The sequence below is a fragment of the Massilia sp. CF038 genome, assembly GCF_900129765.1.
GTDB lineage: Bacteria > Pseudomonadota > Gammaproteobacteria > Burkholderiales > Burkholderiaceae_D > Telluria_A.
This window is the reverse complement of the sequence record NZ_FQWU01000001.1, coordinates 1,399,570-1,417,155: the sequence shown is the minus strand read 5'-3', so window position 1 is coordinate 1,417,155 and position 17,586 is coordinate 1,399,570. Positions and strand designations below refer to the sequence as shown.

The window sequence follows — 17,586 nt, the reverse complement described above, 5'->3', positions numbered from 1 at the left end:
GGCCATCCCCATCACTTTTATTGTCACTGTGTAGGATATTGAACAGATAGAAATGCTGAGCACCGCTACTCTCAGTTCATCCCCCCACACCAGATTTGCGAGACGCAATTGAACAAACCAGACACCGCCCCTCTTCCGTTCTGTATTGGCGAGTGGGGCGACACCGATGAAGCGCACTTTTCAGCATGGATGGCACAATTGAATGCCGCCGCTAGCATGCCAAGGCCCCTGCATCCCCTCCTGCAAGACTTTCAGAATGCGATCGTCGATGATCCTGCCTTGTTTGCGTTGGCAAACCAGTTGTTCGAACAACTGCCGCGAACGCCCGCCTTTGAGCACGATCCCACCGGGCAGCCGCAATTGCGCAATATGGGCCATGCCCTGCAAATGATTGACCGTGTACTGCGCACGCCGCCGACGTTCAACCAGACCGGCATTACTGGTCTGCCGATCAACGCCATCTTCGACTGGTCCATGGCCACGCCAGGCGGTCACGCATTCTTTTTGCACCTGACCGTGAATGTTCACCTCAAACGGATCTTGAATGCATGGGGCGATTTTCTGAAATCGCCAGCGTCATTGCCTGCCCTGAGCAACGATCCGCACTTAGGCTGGTTTGGCACGGACGCGCTGGCGCATATGCCCGACTTTGACGAGGAGTTCGAATGCGAACCCGGTCAACCTTACCGCGGCTTCCGTTCATGGGACGATTTTTTCACGCGCCGCTTCCGTTCCGGGCGGCGACCGGTCAGCGCACCGGGCGACGATACGGTGATCGTGAATGCCTGCGAAGCGGCGCCCTTCCGTCTGGCGCGTGATGTACGGCTTCACGATCGATTCTGGATCAAAGCGCAGCCCTATTCCTTGCACCACATGCTGGCCGGCGACGATCTGGCGCAGCGGTTTGATGGTGGCACCGTATATCAGGCATTTCTGAGTTCGTTCAGCTATCACCGCTGGCATAGTCCCGTCACCGGACGCGTCGTACGAACACGCGTGATTGACGGCAGTTATTACGCGCAGTGTCAGGAAGAAGGCTTTGATCCATGCTCGCCCCGCCAATCACAGGCTTACATCACCCAGGTGGCGACCCGCGCGCTGATTTTTATTCAAGCCGACCACCCAGGCATTGGATTAATGTGCTTTGTTGCCGTTGGCATGGCGGAAGTATCCACCTGTGACGTGACCGTGGTCGAAGGCCAGCATCTGCAAAAAGGAGAACAGCTGGGCATGTTTCACTTTGGCGGGTCGACCCATTGCCTGGTATTTGGTCCAGACGCCATGCTGGAATTCGATTTGCGCGGACAGACGCCAGGGTTGGAGGCGACCAATATTCCCATTAATGAGCGCATCGCGACCGTGCGCCCATCTGGCAACATTCAAGCATCCAGCAGTCGCGAATAAAGGCGCGTTGCCATTAATCCCAATGGGGCGAAATGCAGATGGGGCGCCAGCAAGGGTACCAGCTCTTGCATCGCTGCCGTCTTGTCTGGCGCTGCGCCAATACGCTCTTCGAGCAGGCGTAAGGCATTGGACTCGGAAGCCGACTCCGCGCCGTGCTGCCGGATCAGTTTGCGCGGCGTGGTGGGCCGGGACGGTGCGTCGTTTGCAAGCCGGTCCAGCATGCGCATTTGCGCGCGATGTGGCATCACTCTAGCCGGCCCTGCCGGGAGCGTGATCCAGTCTTCGAGCACCTGCAGTTCGTAGGCACTGAACACGCCGAACATGGCGGCGCGTGGACCTTGCATGAGTTGCCAGAAGCGACTGTTGGCTGCAGGTTCACCGCGCCGTATCCAGCCTTCCTTTACCAGTGCCGCTAAAAAGTCCGGAATGTCAGCCGCTTGGGACAGCCAGTCATTGATTGACCTGCCCGCGACGCGGCAATAATCCGAATGCATATTCTTCCCGAATGCGCTCTTGGCGGCCAGGATCGACAGAAGTTCGCTCTCCAGATCGAAATCGGCAATCACCGACAAGGTGCTCGCGCCCAGTTCATTGAGACGGTAGCCATCCAGAATGCGCCTGGTGTACTCGCCGCTGTCCGCAATTGACGGTGCCAGTTGGGGGATGGCGGCAATGGCTTTGCGCGCATGGCCGTTATCGGCATTGTCGATCGTTACATGCAAGGTGAAATAGTAGGGGTCGATTCCCAGTTCATTCAGCTCATAGCCGCTGATGAGTAAATGCAGGGGCAACTGTTCGTAGCCGAGGTTGTATCCAATGATCTCGGGCAGAAAATCGTCGGCGTTGTGCGCCAGTGCCAGTTGGATGGCACCCTGTACGAAGTGTTCTTCGTCCAGGCTATCGATCTCGTCGCAATCATGCGCAGCCAGCAGTTTTTTGATAAAGCGCGACGTGGTTCTGCGCCGGCACACCGTCGCCGAGTTCTTCAAGATAAGTGCGAATCAGGCCGCGATAAGCCAGATTATCCCAGTGCGGCAGCACCCCATATAGCCATGCGCCATCGACCAGCTTGGTCGGCGCGACGGTACGGATGAAGTGCAAGGCATGCGAGCGCGTGGCGAAATAGCGGCGCGGCCGACCTGCCTTTCGTTCGGCAAGATAGGCGGCATACGCATCGCCGACGGCTGCAACATGTTCGCGGCTCCATGCCTCGAGCGCGCTGAAGTCATCTGGCAGATCGGCTGGCAGCACAGACGCAGCGCGAATCTGCTCGCGCAGGAAGGCTGGCGCCGCATCTGCGCTTGCCGCGGGGTTGTCCAGCAGCGCCATGTAGAGCGACTTCGCGCTTGCTGGCGTGCTGGTGCTCGAAATTAAAGTTGGCCTTTCGGCTGGGCTGATAGATGAAAGCGTGTGCGACATGGAATATGGCCGATGAATAATGAATCGTGCCTCATTATTAACGGCAGCGCCTGCTTCTGGCATCGGCACGCGTGCCCTGCTGGCGTAAGACTCCGATTACACGCCCCCAGCGTTACATCAGGTTGGAAGGACTTTGCATGCGATCAATACTTGCACTGAACCCGTTCATGCGCGCCTGTCGCACCCGAAACGGCACAAATGCCGTGGCGGTGCCACGCTTGCTCCCAGTGCGTAGCTGCGCTGTCGTTTGCGGACTGACAGTCTTGGCCACGGCAGCCAGCGGTGCCGTTTGGGGACGCCGCGACAGCCTCGCTGCGAAGGAAGTAATGAGCAGAGTGATTCGTTGCATGGTTGTGTCCTGTGGAGAGGCCGCTTCTCCATCGTTACATGAGGTGACGATGGCGTCTGGTGGCGGCAAGGTCAACTGTGCCACAGGGCGTCCAACAGTTCCGTTCGCAATCGAACATAGCTGACCAATCAGAAGAAACGCCGCTGGTTCCTCACGAAACCAGCGGCGTTTGCGTACTTACAAGGCCCGCCTCAACCAGCAAGGCGGATGTTGCTTAATTGCCCAGCGACTTGAAGTAAGCCGCATGTGCCTTGGAGAACTCATAGTTATTAAATTTATCCCAGTTCACCGACCAGGTCATCAAGCCACGGAAGGTCGGGTAAGTGTTTGCCGGCCGGTAACTTCCACAATTACTACCTTTGGTAAGGCAATCAAACGCCTTTTGGGTATCGGCTGTGGACATCTGGCCGCTGCCTGCCGCTTGCGCGTTGGCGGGCAGGCCAATACCAACCTGGTCCGGACGCAAACCCGGGAAGAAGTTGGCAGCGTTACCCTCAATCGGGAAGCCGGTGATCATCATGTCCGACAAAGCCACGTTGAAATCGATCGTACCGGCATTGTAGTAAGTGCCATTCGCGCCAGCGACCGGGCCGGAATTGTAGTGCTGTGCATGGACAATGGTCAGGAAATCACGCACCGCGTGGATCACTGGCAGATAGACCCCATTTCGCGTATCCGCACCGCCCCATGCGCCGGAACCATAGAACATCCGTCCACCGTGAAGCAGCAAGGTTTCCGGCGCCATGGTCAGAATGAACTTGCTGCCGTATTTTGCTTTCAAGGTTTTCAGTGCCGAAATCAAGTTGACCACGACCGGCGTGGTCGGGTTCTTGAAATCCCTGTCGCCATTGTTCAAATAAATGGAATGGCCCTCGAAGTCGATATCGAGACCATCGAGCCCCCAGCGGTCGATAATGGCCGACATCGACGTGACAAATGCGTCACGCGCAGCGGTGGACGTCAGCGATACTTGACCATTGGCGCCGCCGATCGAAATCAGCACTTTCTTGCCTGCCGCTTGCTTGGCCTTGATCGCTGCGAGGAAGTCCGCATCGCTTTCCACGTTCGCGCATTCTGACACCGGGCAACGGTTGAAATGCAGATTGCCCGAGGTAGCAGAATCCGGCTCGGCAAAGGACAGCTGGATGATGTCCCAATCGTTCGACACATCTGCCATGCGGATGTAGCCCGAACCGTTGGCAAAGCTTGCGTGCATGTAGCCGACTAACACTTGTTTCTTCAAGCCTGTTGGCGTCGGTGTTGGTGTTGGCGTTGGCGTTGGCGTTGGCGTTGGCGTCGGTGTTGGCGTCGGTGTCGGCGTCGGCGTCGGCGTCGGCGTCGGCGTCGGTGTTGGTGTCGGGGTGGTACCGCAGGTGCCGCCAGCCGCCCACAAGGTTGGTGTGTCCTTCGGGTTCCAGTTGGTGCCAACGTAGGCAGTATGGGTCGACAGTGCCTTGTAGGTCACACCCAGGTAGCTTACCAGCTGACCGACGGTGTAGGACTTGCCTTCGGCCCATACTGTACAGGTGCTCGGAGTCGGCGTCGGTGTGGGCGTTGGTGTTGGTGTTGGTGTTGGTGTCGGTGTCGGCGTCGGCGTCGGTGTCGGTGTCGGTGTTGGCGTCGGTGTTGGCGTGGCGCCGCACGAACTGCTCGTCGTCCACGGCTTGCCGCTGCCTGCAGGACCATTACTCGTCGATGGGTTGTCGCCCTGCGTCCAGTACGCGGCTGTGTAATTGACGCCGTTGTAGCTGACCGTTGCACCGCCGCTGTACGCTGTGGTGCTCGACCAGGCCGCGTAACATACCGTCGTGGCAGCAAGCAGCGTCGTTTGCTGTGCCGGGGGCGCACCGCCGCCGCACGCAACGAGCGAGCCGCCCATCAGTCCAGCGATCAGGGTGTTGATTAAAGTTCGATTCAAGGCCGACTCCATTTTTTAGTTATTTGGATACCCACCAGGCGTCGCACAACGCCTGGCTCTTAGTTCAGGATGCGAGCGGGGAAATTGGTAGTCAAGTGGTTTTGCCAAATTGCCAAAATGGCCAGACCAATCAGCTCATGCTGTTTGTATAAATCGCAGAATAGCCAGACGTTGCAGCGCACAATAATTAATACCAATTAAATACCTCAAGGCACTGGTATTACTGAAAAAATGCACATCTGTCGAAAAAGGGACTTGGGTCTAAAAGCAGTCTTCCCGGATTGGCGAGCCGCCCGACAGCGCGCTTGGGGCGTCTGGTGTACACTTGACCAGTCAATCCATGCTTTCCAAACGCGAGTTCGTCCATCATGCCAACCGATATACTCAGCCTCGATCGAGTAGTTCACGCCGCCGCACCAAGTGCATCGGTGCCTGGTGCATGCTGCCGTCTCCGCTCCGCCTCGCTGCGCCCTGGCACAACGGCATTTTTCGTCCAATTCAATCTCGCCTGGCTTTCCTGAGCTCGGCGGCAGTCGCCTTGACTGCCAGCCGAGCAAACACAACGGTTCAATAGCGCCTGCAGCAATGCAGGCATTGTGTCATTTCGTCCTTTCCAAGGACGACACCCGGTGTGCTTATGAAAATCCTGTCTAACTCTGTTCGCAGCAGCATAGCGCTGCCCGCCCCTTACTCGAGCAAGGCGCACGCAACGCTCCTGCTGCTTGCGCGACGCAAGCGTGTGCAACGCCGATTCAGCCTGTTCCTGGCCGCTTTTGTTGGCATGGGATCCTTGTTCGTCACGGCGGATTAGACCATGCACGCCACTCGAGGTACTGGGCCATTGAACAGCGCAAAAAGAGACCTGGCCTGCCTCTATCAGGCTCGGTGAGCGCGTTGCGCGTTTCGCGCACTCACTCACCGAGCCCTCACTAACGCACCAAAGTACGCGCCAGCACAGCAGCTGCGCCGTCAGGCCCCGTCACGTCTGGCTGGCCGTGTACTTGGGCGATTGGCAGTTGGCCCGTATCGGTCAGGCTGCCCCATTTCCGCTGGCTGCGCAGTTCTTGCTGGCGCCACGGCGGGCAACGGTTAGGGAGTCATCCATGAATCAGTCAAAGAAAATGTTATTGGTTACAAGCGAAGCCTGTTTGTCGCAGCGCGCTGCTTTGCGCGCAGCACTGTTGAGCGGCGATCTACAGCTTGATGGCTTCGACATGCTCAACATCAAGCGCTCTGCGCTCGGTCTCTGCGCGGGCAACACGGAGTACAGTCAAATCGAAGTGCGCGGCCATGCGGTATCAGCATGGATCGACGGCAAGCGCACGCCTGTTGATGTGCTCGACGATGCGAACGTACTGGCGCCAATATGGCACACCGCGCGAAGCACGGCGGCCGAACTTGTCGCGGAGACGGCGCGCGCCCAGCGTGCCGAACTGACGGTACTCGCGCCGCAACGCCGTCACTCCCTGTTAGCGCTGCTGGCCCCATCCCACAGCCGAGCCATCTTGCGCCAGAGTCAAAACAGCGTTCTATTCGTACATTGCGAACCACGCGACGTGTACCGGAAGGTGCTGGTCGCGGTCGATTTTTCCGCGGAGTGCGACACTGCCGCGCGTCTGGCGCTGGCACTGGCGCCAGAGGCCCATTTCACTTTCATGCATGCATTCAGTTTTCCGGAAGCGGCTTTGATGCGTGAGCTGGAAGTGCCATCGTCCATCGTTGGCACTTATCTGGCACGTGCTTGCGAGTCGGCATGGGCAAGGCTGGACAAATGGATAGAAAACCTGGGCCCCCTCGTTCAACCCTACGTCGCCGCAGTCCATTCCGGGCTGCCCGTGCCCGTGATCAACGCGAACGCGCGGCGCATCGGCGCGGATCTGATCGTTGTGGGAAGGCAGGGCCGCGCTCGCAACGGACGTTACGGATTGGGCGATGTCCCGCGCAAGCTCGGCGCGCGCGCCGCATGCGATGTGCTGATCGGCCCTGCGCTGACGACAGCATCAGTGCGCGGTGCCACGACATGGCGTGGCCTCGCTCAACACTTGCGCGCCGAGGAAAGCGCGTCCGCGTAAGCAAGCGGCAAATCGAAAGCTGCATATTCACCGCAAAACCCACGAAAGGAAACAAGCAATGAACGAAATCGCCGCAATTCTCGCTACGGTGGCTGCCTCCCTCATGTGGGCGGCGTGGCGCGAGCACAGGCTGGGCAATTATCGGGACAAAACTCTGCTGGCCGGCTTCTGCATCACTTTCACCGCTGCCAGCTCTGTGATGGCCGCGCTTGCCTAAAGTGGCGCGGTGCCCACGACTGGCGCCGCCAGGCAAATCTGGCGACGCAAACCGCCTTAATGATTGGGTGTGCCGGTACGACCGTCAGGGCCTTTGCCGTCGCCGGTACCACCCGTGGTCGCCCCCGATCCGCCGATGTTCGAACCTGCAGGAGGCGTGACCGCGTTACCGCTATTGGTGTCGCCGTTCATTCCCGAGCTGCCAACTGCCCCGTTCACGGTCGCGCCGTTTGCACCCGTCGTGCCAGTAGTGGTATTGTCGGGTGTCGCTGGAATGGTCGTCGTTGTTGCAGTCGAGTTGGTGCCGTTGGAAGGGACCACTGTCGCGGTGCTGCCGGCTTGCGTCGGCTCGGTCGTCTCGTGATTACGGCAAGCGCTCAGCGCCAGCAGCGCGCCCAGCATGAGTCCACACGTTTTTCCGGTTGAGATGATGTTCATGTTGCCCTCCAGTGAAGTTGAGTCCGTATCGTAGCTGTTCATTAAGTACCTGAACATCGGCCTCCTTGTGCTGTCGGCGTAGGATGAGTCCTGCGGAAATTCCAAATAGAAAAACCTCACAGGCAAACCACATCGCCCTCGCGCAGGCGGGGGCCCAAACCATGGCGCCGAATTCGGACCAGTGCTATAGGCCCCCGCCTTCGCGAGGGCGATGTGGGTTGCGACACGGTCCGCACCCATCCACAGAATCTGTGGACAACATTGTTAACAAGTCGGCTTTCAAAACGCAAGCCTTTGAAGTACATGGGAAATTTAGCGCTGCATGGAAAACTGGCAGTAAAAGGTTTCCTACAACGCTGCAAGCCTGCCGGAGCAGTTAAACGGCCAGATGGTCTAGTACGCGGCGGGGGCACCGAGCGGCAACCGGACCACAAACTCGCTGCCCTGCCCCAGGCCGGCGCTGTGCGCCTCGACTGTGCCCCCATGCAGTTCGACAATGCCTTTGACCAGGCCAAGACCAATGCCAACACCGCCTTGCGCACGCTCGAGCGCGCTGTCGACCTGCGAATACAGTTTGAATACGTCTTCCAGCTGCTTTTCTTCCAGACCAATGCCCGTGTCGCGCACGCGGATCAGCACCTCCGCATCGCGCTGCTCGTAACTGATCCAGGCGCTGCCCCCGGCAGGCGTGTACTTCGAGGCATTGTTGAGCAGGTTGCCGATCACCTGCGTCAGGCGCATGCTGTCGCCCTGAACGATGCAAGGCTGCCCTGGCATGGTATGCAAGGTTTGCCTGGCCTTGGCAAACAAGGGCAGCGACAATTCCACCGCGTGCTGCACCAGGATGCTGACCGTGACCGGTTCCAGCTTCAGGTGCAGCTTGCCTTTGCCGATGCGCGACACATCCATCAAATCGTCCACCAGGCGCGACATGAGCGTGACCTGGCGATTGAACACGCCAAGCACGCGCTGCAGGAGCGGATCATCGGTCTCGCGCATGTTCAACAGATCGAGCCCGCTGCGGATCGGCGTGAGCGGGTTGCGCAATTCATGCGCAAGTACAGCAAGAAACTCATCCTTGCGCTGATCGATCAGCTGCAGGTGCGCATTGGCCTTGCGCAGGTCGGCTTCCTTCTGCTGCAGCGCGTCCAGTGCCAGGCGGCGTTCTTCGAGCGCGGACTCGGCGCGCCGCCGCGCATCGAGCAACTCCTGCTCATACTTGCGGCGATCGGTCGAGAGCATGACGGCATAACGGTGCACGTGCGCACCTTGGGCATCAGCGCCGCGAACAATGGCCGTCAGGACCGGCAGCAGCTGGCCACTTCGGTGGCGCAACTGCAGTTGCACTTCGGCGACCGAACCCTGCATTTCCAGCAAGGGACCAAGATGGGTCTGAAAAAACAGGCGCCCGCCCACGGTGAGCAGTTGCGCCAGTTTCAAGTCAGCTACCTCGCTGCTGGTGTAGCCCAACCAGCGGCACAGGGTCGCGTTGGCGTCGAGCACATTGCCATGCGCATCGGTCGAAAACAGACCGCACGGCCACTCTGCCGGCTGCGTTCCCGCGTCATGCTGCTCGCTCATCGTGTGTTAATGACCCAGCGTGGCAAGGAAGGTTTCGATGGCATCGACACTGGCCGACGGCGCGCTCAGATGGGGGCAATGCCCCACGTTCTCGATAATGCGCAACTGGCTGCCCGGCATCTGACTGTGCATGTAATGCCCGACACTGAGCGGCGCGATGATATCGTCGCTGCACTGCAAAATCAGCGAGGGCACTGGCGAGTGCGGCAAGCGGTGACGATGGTCCGATGTGAAGGTCACGCGGGCAAAATGCTTGGCGATTTCGGGATCGGTGCGGCAAAAGCTGTTGGTCAGTTCTTCGGCCAGGGCTGGCTGATCAGGCGCCCCCATGATGGTGGGCGCCATGGCGCTGGACCAGCCCAGAAAATTCAAGTCCATGGTGGCAAGCAGCTCTTCGATATCCGCGTCGCCAAAGCCACCCTGATAGTCGCCATCGTTCAAGTAGCACGGCGAGGGCCCGACCATGACCTGGGCGGCAAAGCGGTCGGCACGCTCGATTGCGGCCAGCAAGCCGATCATGCCGCTGACGGAATGGCCCACCACAATGGTCGGACCGGCGTCGACCGCATCGAGCACTTCCAGCATGTCGGCGGCGTGGCCCTCGAGCCCATGATGGCGCTTGCGGTCGTAAGCGCCAAGATCGGACTTGCCGCTCCCGGTGAGGTCATACATCACGGTGCGAAAGCGCGTCTCGAAGTGCGGTGCCAGCAGGCGCCACATATTCTGGTCGCAACCGAAACCGTGCGCAAACAGCATCGTCATGGGGCCATTGCCGCGAACCGATACATTATTACGCTTGATGATGTCCATGCTGGGATCCATAGGAAAAGTCAAACATTGTAGCGTACTCGACAATGTCCCCGCGTACGCCAGTCAGGCACCCGTGCCAGCCAGTAAGTTGATGACGCTCATCACGTCATAAGGCTTGCCGATTAACTTCACGCCTGGCAAGTTAATGGCCACGTCCGTGTGGCCGCTAGCCAGCACCACCGGCAAGCCTGGATAGGTGTTCAGGACAATGCGGGCCAGATCAACGCCGCTGACCGCGCCCGGCATGACCACATCGGAAAACACCGCATCGACGACGACCCCGGAAGCCAGCGCGGCCAGGGCAGCCTCGCCCGATTCCACGCAAATGACTTCCAGTCCCGCGTGGCGCAGGCCCGTGGCAACGGTCTCGCGCACCAGCAAGTCGTCCTCAACAAACAAAATCACCTCATTTCCGGCGGCGCGCACGGGCTGCGCTGCAGGCCTGTCTGCGGCAGCAGTCAGCGCTTCATTTGAACGCGGCAAGACGATTTCAATGGTCGTCCCCTGCCCTTCCACGCTGTGCAGCAGCAGCGTGCCGTTGGACTGCTTTGCAAAACCGTATGCCTGCGCCAGGCCCAGGCCAGTACCCTGATTGACCGGCTTGGTCGTAAAGAAGGGGTCGAGCGCCCTTGCCAGTACCTCGGGCGGCATCCCGGTGCCTTGATCGGCAATACTGACAACGACATAGTCGCCTGGCCCGACTTCCCCTTGGGCCGCGGCCAGATGCAGGGTGCGGGTCGACAGCACGATCTCGCCGCCGCGCGGCATGGCATCGCGTGCGTTGATGACAATATTGAGCAATGCCAGTTCGAACTGCAGTTTGTCGACGGTCACCGGCCACACCTGCTCGCTGACCTCGGCACGCAAGGTGACGCTCGATTGCAAGCTGCTCGATAACAAGGGCACCATGCTGTGCACCGCGTCGGCGACGTACAGCGTCTCGAGCCGCACGTCCTGCACGCGCGCAAACGAGCGCATCTGGCCGGTCAGCTCGGTGGCGCGCCGGATCGCCTTTTCCCCAGTCGTGATCAAGGCGGTCATCCTGGTGCGGTCTTCGGTCAGGCGCAGCAGTTGCAGGCAGCTCGACAAGGTCTGCAAGATGTTATTGAAGTCATGCGCGACGCCCCCGGTCAGGCGCCCCAGCGCTTCCAGCTTTTGTGACTGCAGCAGTGCGCGCTGGGCCGCTTCCGACGAAGCCACCGCCTCTGCCACGCGGGCCGACAGCAACTCGCTGTGTTCGCGTAACAGGGTGCTGGAACGGATCAAAGCGGCGCCGACGGCATCGATTTCGGTCAGGCCCGCTGCCGGCAGGACCACCACGGCACCCGTGCCGAGCTGCTCGGCGGCCTCACGCAAGCGTTCGATCGGGGCCGCAGTTTCGCGTGCAAAGTACCCGGCAAGGGCGACGGCCACACCCAGCATCACAAGCAGGACGACTGAGAGAATGGTCGCGCCATACAGGGCCGGGCGGCGGATTTCTTCACGCGGGATGGACAAAATCGTGGTCCAGCCGGACGCCGTTGCACGATAAAAGAATGCGGCCACATCGCGGCCATCCAGTGTGGTGCCGTGGTTGACGCCTTCCCCTTCCAGCGAGGTCAGCCGCGCGAGCAGCGGTCCGCTGACGCGTTTGCCAACATACTGGTCCGCCTTTTCGCTGCGCGCGACCACCATGCCATACTGGTCGACGATGGTGATCAGCCATTCCTTGGGAAAGTTCTGCTCGGCGATCAAGGTCTGCATTTCCGCAGCCTGCATGCCCATCGACAGGCGGTATTTCACTGCGCCATTGATCAGCACGGGCACGTCGACAGCAACGTCCTTTTTTTTCGCCACGCGGCCAATGAACAAGCCGGACACAAAGCTGGCGTTCGGGTGCTGCCGCCGCAGTTGTTGCAGTGCTTCGTTGGAGTGCGGCAGAGGCGCGCCGGCCGATGCGCGCGTATTTACCAGCTGCTGACCGTCGGGTTCGCTCAGAACAATGACGCGCTCGCTCCCCGGTACCAGCAGCCTGGCCTGCCGGGCGAAGCTGTCGATCTGCCCGTTGGCCAAATCCGGGGATTTGGCCAGGGTTTCCAGCAAACCTTCGGTGGCGCGGAAATTCCGGTCTACCAGCAGTGCAAAGGCCTTGACCGCAGCCCTGACGCTTTTCTCCTGCGCCTGCTGCTGCTGGCTGTAGACAAACCAGATCGCCACTGCACACGACAGAAATGCTGGAATCAAGATGGAGAGGGCAAGCGTGAGCAGACGGGCGCGGATTCGCATGTTCAATAATCAGATTGACGGGAGGGCCTGAGCGATTGAACCGTGCCCGAATATGCTTCGATCGGGCAGGCAGCATCGCGATGCCAGGGTTCAATTGAACAATTGTCTCACACCAACTCCTATTCCCCGGTTCGCATGGAATCGCAGTAGGCAAGGAAAAGTAGCTGGGTCGGCTTACCAAGTCCAGATAGTACGTAATCGTACCACCGCAAAATCGGCAAATGCGCGTACGCGCGGCGCCAGATGCAGCGCGTGAGGATAAACGAGATGCAGCGGTTCGGTGGGCGTTGTGTAGTGCGCTAGCAGCTTCACCAGTTTGCCGGACGCGAGTGCGTCGGCAACGTCAAAGATCGAGCGATAGAGGATGCCCGCTCCCGCCAGCGCCAGTTCCTGGGCTGCATCGCCATCGTTGCATATGAACACGGGCTTGATCCTCGCTTCATGCGCTTTGCCCTCATGCTGGAATAACCAATGCCGGGGCGCACGGGCGCTGTAGACGATGCAGGCATGCTCCTGCAACTGCTCGAGGCTGGCGGGTGCGCCATGGCGCCGCACGTAGTCGGGCGACGCGGTCAGCAGGCGGTAATTGGGGCCAATGTAGCGCGCAATCATGGTCGAGTCTTCCAGCGCGCCAAAGCGCAGCGCCACGTCGATGCCCGCGTCGACGATGTCGACCACCTCATCATCAAGAATCATTTCCACACTGACTGCGGGATGCGCCTCACGAAAAGCGGCGACCAGCGGTGCCAGATGGTGACGCCCGAAAGCGCGCGGTGCGCTCAGTCGAAGCAGCCCGGCCACCTCGGTGCGGCTGTGCGTCATGGCCGCTTCGGCTTCGCTCACACGAGCCAGGATCTGCACGCAATGGGCATGAAATTGCTGCCCTTCCTGGGTCAGTGACTGACGCCGCGTGGTGCGGTGAATCAGGCGCACGCCCACGCGCTCTTCCAGCAGCGCGATGCGCTTGCTGACGACGGCCAGCGACAGGTCGAGTTCGCGCGCCGCCGCACTCATGCTGCCGGCACTGACGACCCGGGCAAACACAGCCAAATCCAGCACATTGTCAATCATATTATCAACGAAATAGAGAGGGCAATTCAATATAGCACGACTATATCGCTTGATCTGATGAGAATAGACTTGTCCCACTCCAACTCAGAATCAAAGGCCCAACATGAAAACTAAGTTCCTCCCTTCCCTCCTGCTACTGGCAACGCTTGGCGTGGCCATGCCCGGTCAAGCAGCAGACGCGCCCGCGCCGGCGCCAGTACGCATGGACAAGGCGCAGGCCGGTTTTTATCACTTCAAGATTGGCAAGGTGCGGGTCACGGCGTTGTCGGACGGGACCTTGCCGCTGTCGCCGCAGGCCCTGCTGACCAACGTGCGGCCAGGCCAGGTCGCGGCCCGGCTTGCGGAAAACTTTCAGAGTGCGCTGGTGAACATTTCGGTCAATGCCTATCTGATCGAGGCGGCCGGCCGCCTGATTCTGGTCGATGCCGGCACCGGCGAACTGTACGGACCGACCCTCGACAAGCTGCCCGCAGCGTTGCGCGCCGCAGGTTTTGAACCAGAACAGATCACGGACATCCTCATCACCCATATTCACACCGACCATACCGGCGGCTTGATGGATGGCACCCGCATGGTCTACCCCAACGCCACCCTGCATCTGGAACAGCGCGAAATAGCCTACTGGCTCGACCCGGCCAAGCGCGCCAGGGCCAGCGCCGCGGCGCAAAAAAATTTCGATCACGCCGTCAGCAAGGTGAAACCGTATCTCGATGCCGGCCAGATCCAGCCTTTTAGTGGGGCGGTGACCTTGTTTCCCGGCATCCGCTCCGTGCCTGCCCCTGGCCATACACCCGGCCACAGCCTTTACGCGCTGGAAAGTGAAGGCGAAAAACTATTGTTCTGGGGAGACTTGCTGCACGTTGCAGAAGTCCAGGTGCCGGACCCGGCGGTCACAATCGTTTTCGACATCGATGCCACAGCCGCTGCCGAGCAGCGCAAGCGCGCCTTCGCCGAGGCTGCGCGCGAAAAATACGTCATCGCCGCCGATCACATCGCGTTTCCCGGCGTAGGCAGACTGCGTGCTGAAGGCGCGGGCTACCGCTGGGTGCCGCTGACTTACGTGAATGACTTCGTGGCGGGCACTCGGTAGCGCCGAGTTTGACTGGCGGTTCGTTCCCGCACAGAGGTGGCCGGTGCTGCGGCTCAAAATTGTGGCATCTGACCGGATCGGTCCCATCTCTCTTCATCGACGAGGCCCACATGACATCTCTCAAAAAAATGACGGCTCTGACCCTCGCCCTCGCGGCATCCGGCGCATTCGCGCAGCAAGGCGATGGCACCCAAACCTGGAGCAAGAGCGCGGTGGTCAAGCCTGACAAAGTGCCTGCAAGCGATGCCCGCATCAAGTCGCTGCGTGTAGCGGCCGGTTTTCAGATCACGGTGTTCGCCAAGGATCTGAAAAACGCCCGCATGGTTGCCGTGGCGCCAAACGGCACCGTGTATGTGAGCCGGCGCGATCAGGGCGACGTCATCCTGCTGCAAGATGCCAATCAGGATGGCAAAGCCGACGGCCCGCCAGTCACCGTCGCGAACCGGGCTGGCTTGCACGGTCTTGCCATCAAGGACAATAAAATGTACCTGGCCACCGTGAAGGAAGTGTTCGTCAGCGATATTCTGGCCGATGGCCGCCTTGGGCCACAGAGCATGATCATCGACGATCTGCCGGACTCCGGCCAGCATCCCAACCGCACAATGGCCTTCGGACCCGACGGCATGCTGTATATCACGGTGGGCTCCACCTGCAATGGCTGCAACGAAAGCAATCCCGAGAATGCAACAGTTCTGCGCGCCTCCCCGGATGGAAAAAGCCGGACCATCTTTGCCAGCGGTCTGCGCAACACCATTGGGATTGACTGGCATCCTGTGACAGGCGAATTGTGGGGGCTCGATCACGGTCTCGACACCTTCGGCGATGACGTGCAGGCTGAAGAGCTCAACAAGCTCGAGCTGGGCAAGCAATACGGCTGGCCGCATGTATTCGGTGCAGGTGAAATCAATCCACAGACAACGCCACCGGGCGAAATCAGCAAGGCCGAATGGAAGGCGCAAAGCGTGGCGATGGCGCTGGGTTACACGGCGCATGCGGCGCCAATGCAGCTCGTGTTCTACACGGGCACGGGCTTTCCGCAACAATTTCAAGGCGACGCATTCGCGACCATGCGCGGGTCATGGAATCGCAGCAAGCCTTCCGGGTACGAACTGGTGCGCATTCACTTTAATGATGGCAAGCCGCAGCGATTCGAGCCATTCGTCACCGGCTTTCTTACCGACGGTGGGCGCACGCACTTCGCCCGGCCAGTCGGGCTGGCGCAAGCAAAGGACGGCGCACTTTTGATGAGCGACGACGCCAACGGCGTGCTCTATCGCATTGCCTACAGTGGCAACGAGGCGAAGGGGCGCGCCGCATTGGGACCGGCGCCTGCAGGACCAATGCAAGCGCAGGCTGCGGCAGGAAACGGCGGGCCGCTGGCTAAAGATCGCCCGGATAACGCTGCCCGTCAGGCAATAGCCGTCACCTCTTCCGCGTTTCCGGCCGACGGCCAAATTCCCAAGCGCACGAGCGAATACGCTGACGGCGTTTCGCCACCGCTGCAATGGAACAAAGTGGAGGGCGCCAAGTCCTACGTCGTGATTGCCGAAGACCCGGACGCCAAACCCATTACGCCCTTCGTGCACTGGCTGGCCTGGAACATTCCCAGGGACGTGACTGCGTTGCCGGAAGGCTTGCAAGAGCAGCCGCGGCTGACCGAGCCACCTGGCGTGCTGCAAGGAAGAAACAGCCGCGGATCCATTGCTTATTACGGACCGCGGCCGCCGGTCGGCGACGCACCGCACCGCTATTACTTCCAGGTATTCGCGCTGGATCGCCTGCTGGATGTGCCGTTTGGCGCCGACAAGGCACAGTTGCTCGCCGCCATGCGCGGACACGTCCTGGCGCAGGGGCATCTGGTGGGGCAGTACCAGCAGCGTGAGCAGAGTGCAAAGTGACCGAGGTGGTCTTCCAGGCTGCACTGGAGCTCGATCCAGCTAGGAGACCTAACAAAACATCGTCCTCGCGCAGGCGGGGACCCATGGGATGCTCGCGGTAAGGTACTGCTTGCGTGGTATGGGTCCCCGCCTGCGCGAGGACGATGTAGCTGAACTGATTCTGCGGTCCATCGCAAAGTGATCGAGGTGGTCTTCCAGGCTGGCCTTGAGCTCGATCCAGCTAGGAGACCTAACAACATCGTCCTCGCGCAGGCGGGGACCCATGGCATGCTCGCGCTGAGGTACTGCTTGCATGGTATGGGTCCCCGCCTGCGCGAGGACGATGTAGGCTGAACTGATTCTGCGGTCCATCGCAAAGTGATCGAGGTGGTCTTCCAGGCTGGCCTGGAGTTCGATCCAGCTAGGAGACCTAACAAAACATCGTCCTCGCGGAGGCGGGGACCCATGGCACGCTTGCGCTGAGGTACTGCTTGCGTGGTATGGGTCCCCGCCTGCGCGAGGACGATGTAGCTGAACTGATTCTGCGGTCCATTGCAAAGTGACCGAGGTTGTCTTCCAGGCTGCACTGGAGCTCGATCCAGCTAGGAGACCTAACAACATCGTCCTCGCGCAGGCGGGGACCCATGGCACGCTTGCGCTAAGGTACTGCTTGCGTGGATTGGGTCCCCGCCTGCGCGAGGACGATGTAGCTGAACTGATTCTGCGGTCCATCGCAAAGTGACCGAGGTAGTGTTCCAGGCTGCACTGGAGCTCGATCCAGCTAGGAGACCTAACAACATCGTCCTCGCGCAGGCGGGGACCCATGGCATGCTTGCGGTAAGGTACTGCTTGCGTGGTATGGGTCCCCGCCTGCGCGAGGACGATGTAGCTGGACTGATTCTGCGGTCCATCGCAAAGTGATCGAGATGGCCTCCTACTCTTACTGTGGCGCGATCCAACTCTGTCCCTGAACAGGAGACTTAAAAACATCGTCCTCGCGAAGGCGGGGACCCATGGCACGCTCGCGCTGAGGTTCTGCTTGCGTGGTATGGGTCCCCGCCTGCGCGAGGACGATG

14 protein-coding genes are annotated in these 17,586 nt (G+C 60.2%); 5 read left to right on the top strand and 9 right to left on the bottom strand.

Annotated elements, in window-relative coordinates:
* Positions 1-189: 189 nt before the first annotated feature.
* Positions 190-1,404 (top strand): phosphatidylserine decarboxylase family protein, encoded by a 1,215-nt coding sequence (locus BUC24_RS06565; RefSeq protein WP_143167474.1) that lies wholly within the window; start codon positions 190-192, stop codon positions 1,402-1,404.
* Here the strand turns inward: BUC24_RS06565 and BUC24_RS06560 are convergent.
* The 4 genes from BUC24_RS06560 to BUC24_RS27485 form a co-directional block, all read right to left on the bottom strand.
* Positions 1,380-2,393, bottom strand: coding sequence for an iron-containing redox enzyme family protein (locus BUC24_RS06560; protein ID WP_267873471.1), 1,014 nt, complete (start codon positions 2,391-2,393; stop codon positions 1,380-1,382). The genes BUC24_RS06565 and BUC24_RS06560 overlap by 25 nt on opposite strands.
* Positions 2,320-2,733 (bottom strand): iron-containing redox enzyme family protein, encoded by a 414-nt coding sequence (locus BUC24_RS27450; RefSeq protein WP_267873470.1) that lies wholly within the window; start codon positions 2,731-2,733, stop codon positions 2,320-2,322. The genes BUC24_RS06560 and BUC24_RS27450 overlap by 74 nt, the downstream gene beginning before the upstream one ends.
* A 202-nt stretch (positions 2,734-2,935) precedes the next feature.
* Positions 2,936-3,172, bottom strand: coding sequence for a hypothetical protein (locus BUC24_RS26590; protein ID WP_143167406.1), 237 nt, complete (start codon positions 3,170-3,172; stop codon positions 2,936-2,938).
* A gap of 214 nt (positions 3,173-3,386) precedes the next feature.
* A complete protein-coding gene (locus BUC24_RS27485) occupies positions 3,387-5,090 on the bottom strand; it encodes a chitinase (protein ID WP_178372488.1) in 1,704 nt (567 codons plus the stop codon).
* A gap of 1,103 nt (positions 5,091-6,193) precedes the next feature.
* Here BUC24_RS27485 and BUC24_RS06535 point away from each other — a divergent pair.
* Both BUC24_RS06535 and BUC24_RS26875 read left to right on the top strand, forming a co-directional pair.
* Positions 6,194-7,162: a universal stress protein gene (locus tag BUC24_RS06535; RefSeq protein ID WP_083598733.1), complete on the top strand. Its 969-nt coding sequence runs from the start codon at positions 6,194-6,196 to the stop codon at positions 7,160-7,162.
* 58 nt (positions 7,163-7,220) lie between these two features.
* Positions 7,221-7,379, top strand: a complete 159-nt coding sequence (locus BUC24_RS26875) for a hypothetical protein (protein WP_178372487.1) — start codon at positions 7,221-7,223, stop codon at positions 7,377-7,379.
* 56 nt (positions 7,380-7,435) lie between these two features.
* Here BUC24_RS26875 and BUC24_RS06530 read toward each other — a convergent pair whose 3' ends face one another.
* The 5 genes from BUC24_RS06530 to BUC24_RS06510 form a co-directional block, all read right to left on the bottom strand.
* On the bottom strand, positions 7,436-7,816 hold the full coding sequence (locus tag BUC24_RS06530) for a hypothetical protein (protein WP_143167405.1): 381 nt from the start codon (positions 7,814-7,816) through the stop codon (positions 7,436-7,438).
* 393 nt (positions 7,817-8,209) lie between these two features.
* Positions 8,210-9,397 carry a PAS domain-containing sensor histidine kinase gene (locus BUC24_RS06525; protein ID WP_073213270.1) on the bottom strand — a complete coding sequence of 396 codons (1,188 nt, stop codon included), beginning with the start codon at positions 9,395-9,397 and terminating at the stop codon, positions 8,210-8,212.
* Between the two features lie 6 nt (positions 9,398-9,403).
* Complete coding sequence (locus tag BUC24_RS06520; protein WP_073214859.1) at positions 9,404-10,207, bottom strand: alpha/beta fold hydrolase; 804 nt, start codon at positions 10,205-10,207, stop codon at positions 9,404-9,406.
* 63 nt (positions 10,208-10,270) lie between these two features.
* Positions 10,271-12,472, bottom strand: a complete 2,202-nt coding sequence (locus BUC24_RS06515; RefSeq protein ID WP_073213269.1) for a hybrid sensor histidine kinase/response regulator — start codon at positions 12,470-12,472, stop codon at positions 10,271-10,273.
* A gap of 174 nt (positions 12,473-12,646) precedes the next feature.
* The gene (locus BUC24_RS06510) at positions 12,647-13,543 is read right to left on the bottom strand and encodes a LysR family transcriptional regulator (protein ID WP_073213268.1); all 897 of its coding nucleotides are present in this window, start codon (positions 13,541-13,543) and stop codon (positions 12,647-12,649) included.
* 103 nt (positions 13,544-13,646) lie between these two features.
* Here BUC24_RS06510 and BUC24_RS06505 point away from each other — a divergent pair, with 103 nt between their 5' ends.
* Together BUC24_RS06505 and BUC24_RS06500 are read left to right on the top strand one after the other, a co-directional pair.
* Positions 13,647-14,633: an MBL fold metallo-hydrolase gene (locus BUC24_RS06505; RefSeq protein ID WP_073213267.1), complete on the top strand. Its 987-nt coding sequence runs from the start codon at positions 13,647-13,649 to the stop codon at positions 14,631-14,633.
* Positions 14,634-14,743: 110 nt separating this feature from the next.
* Complete coding sequence (locus BUC24_RS06500; RefSeq protein ID WP_073213266.1) at positions 14,744-16,531, top strand: YbhB/YbcL family Raf kinase inhibitor-like protein; 1,788 nt, start codon at positions 14,744-14,746, stop codon at positions 16,529-16,531.
* Positions 16,532-17,586 lie beyond the last annotated feature (1,055 nt).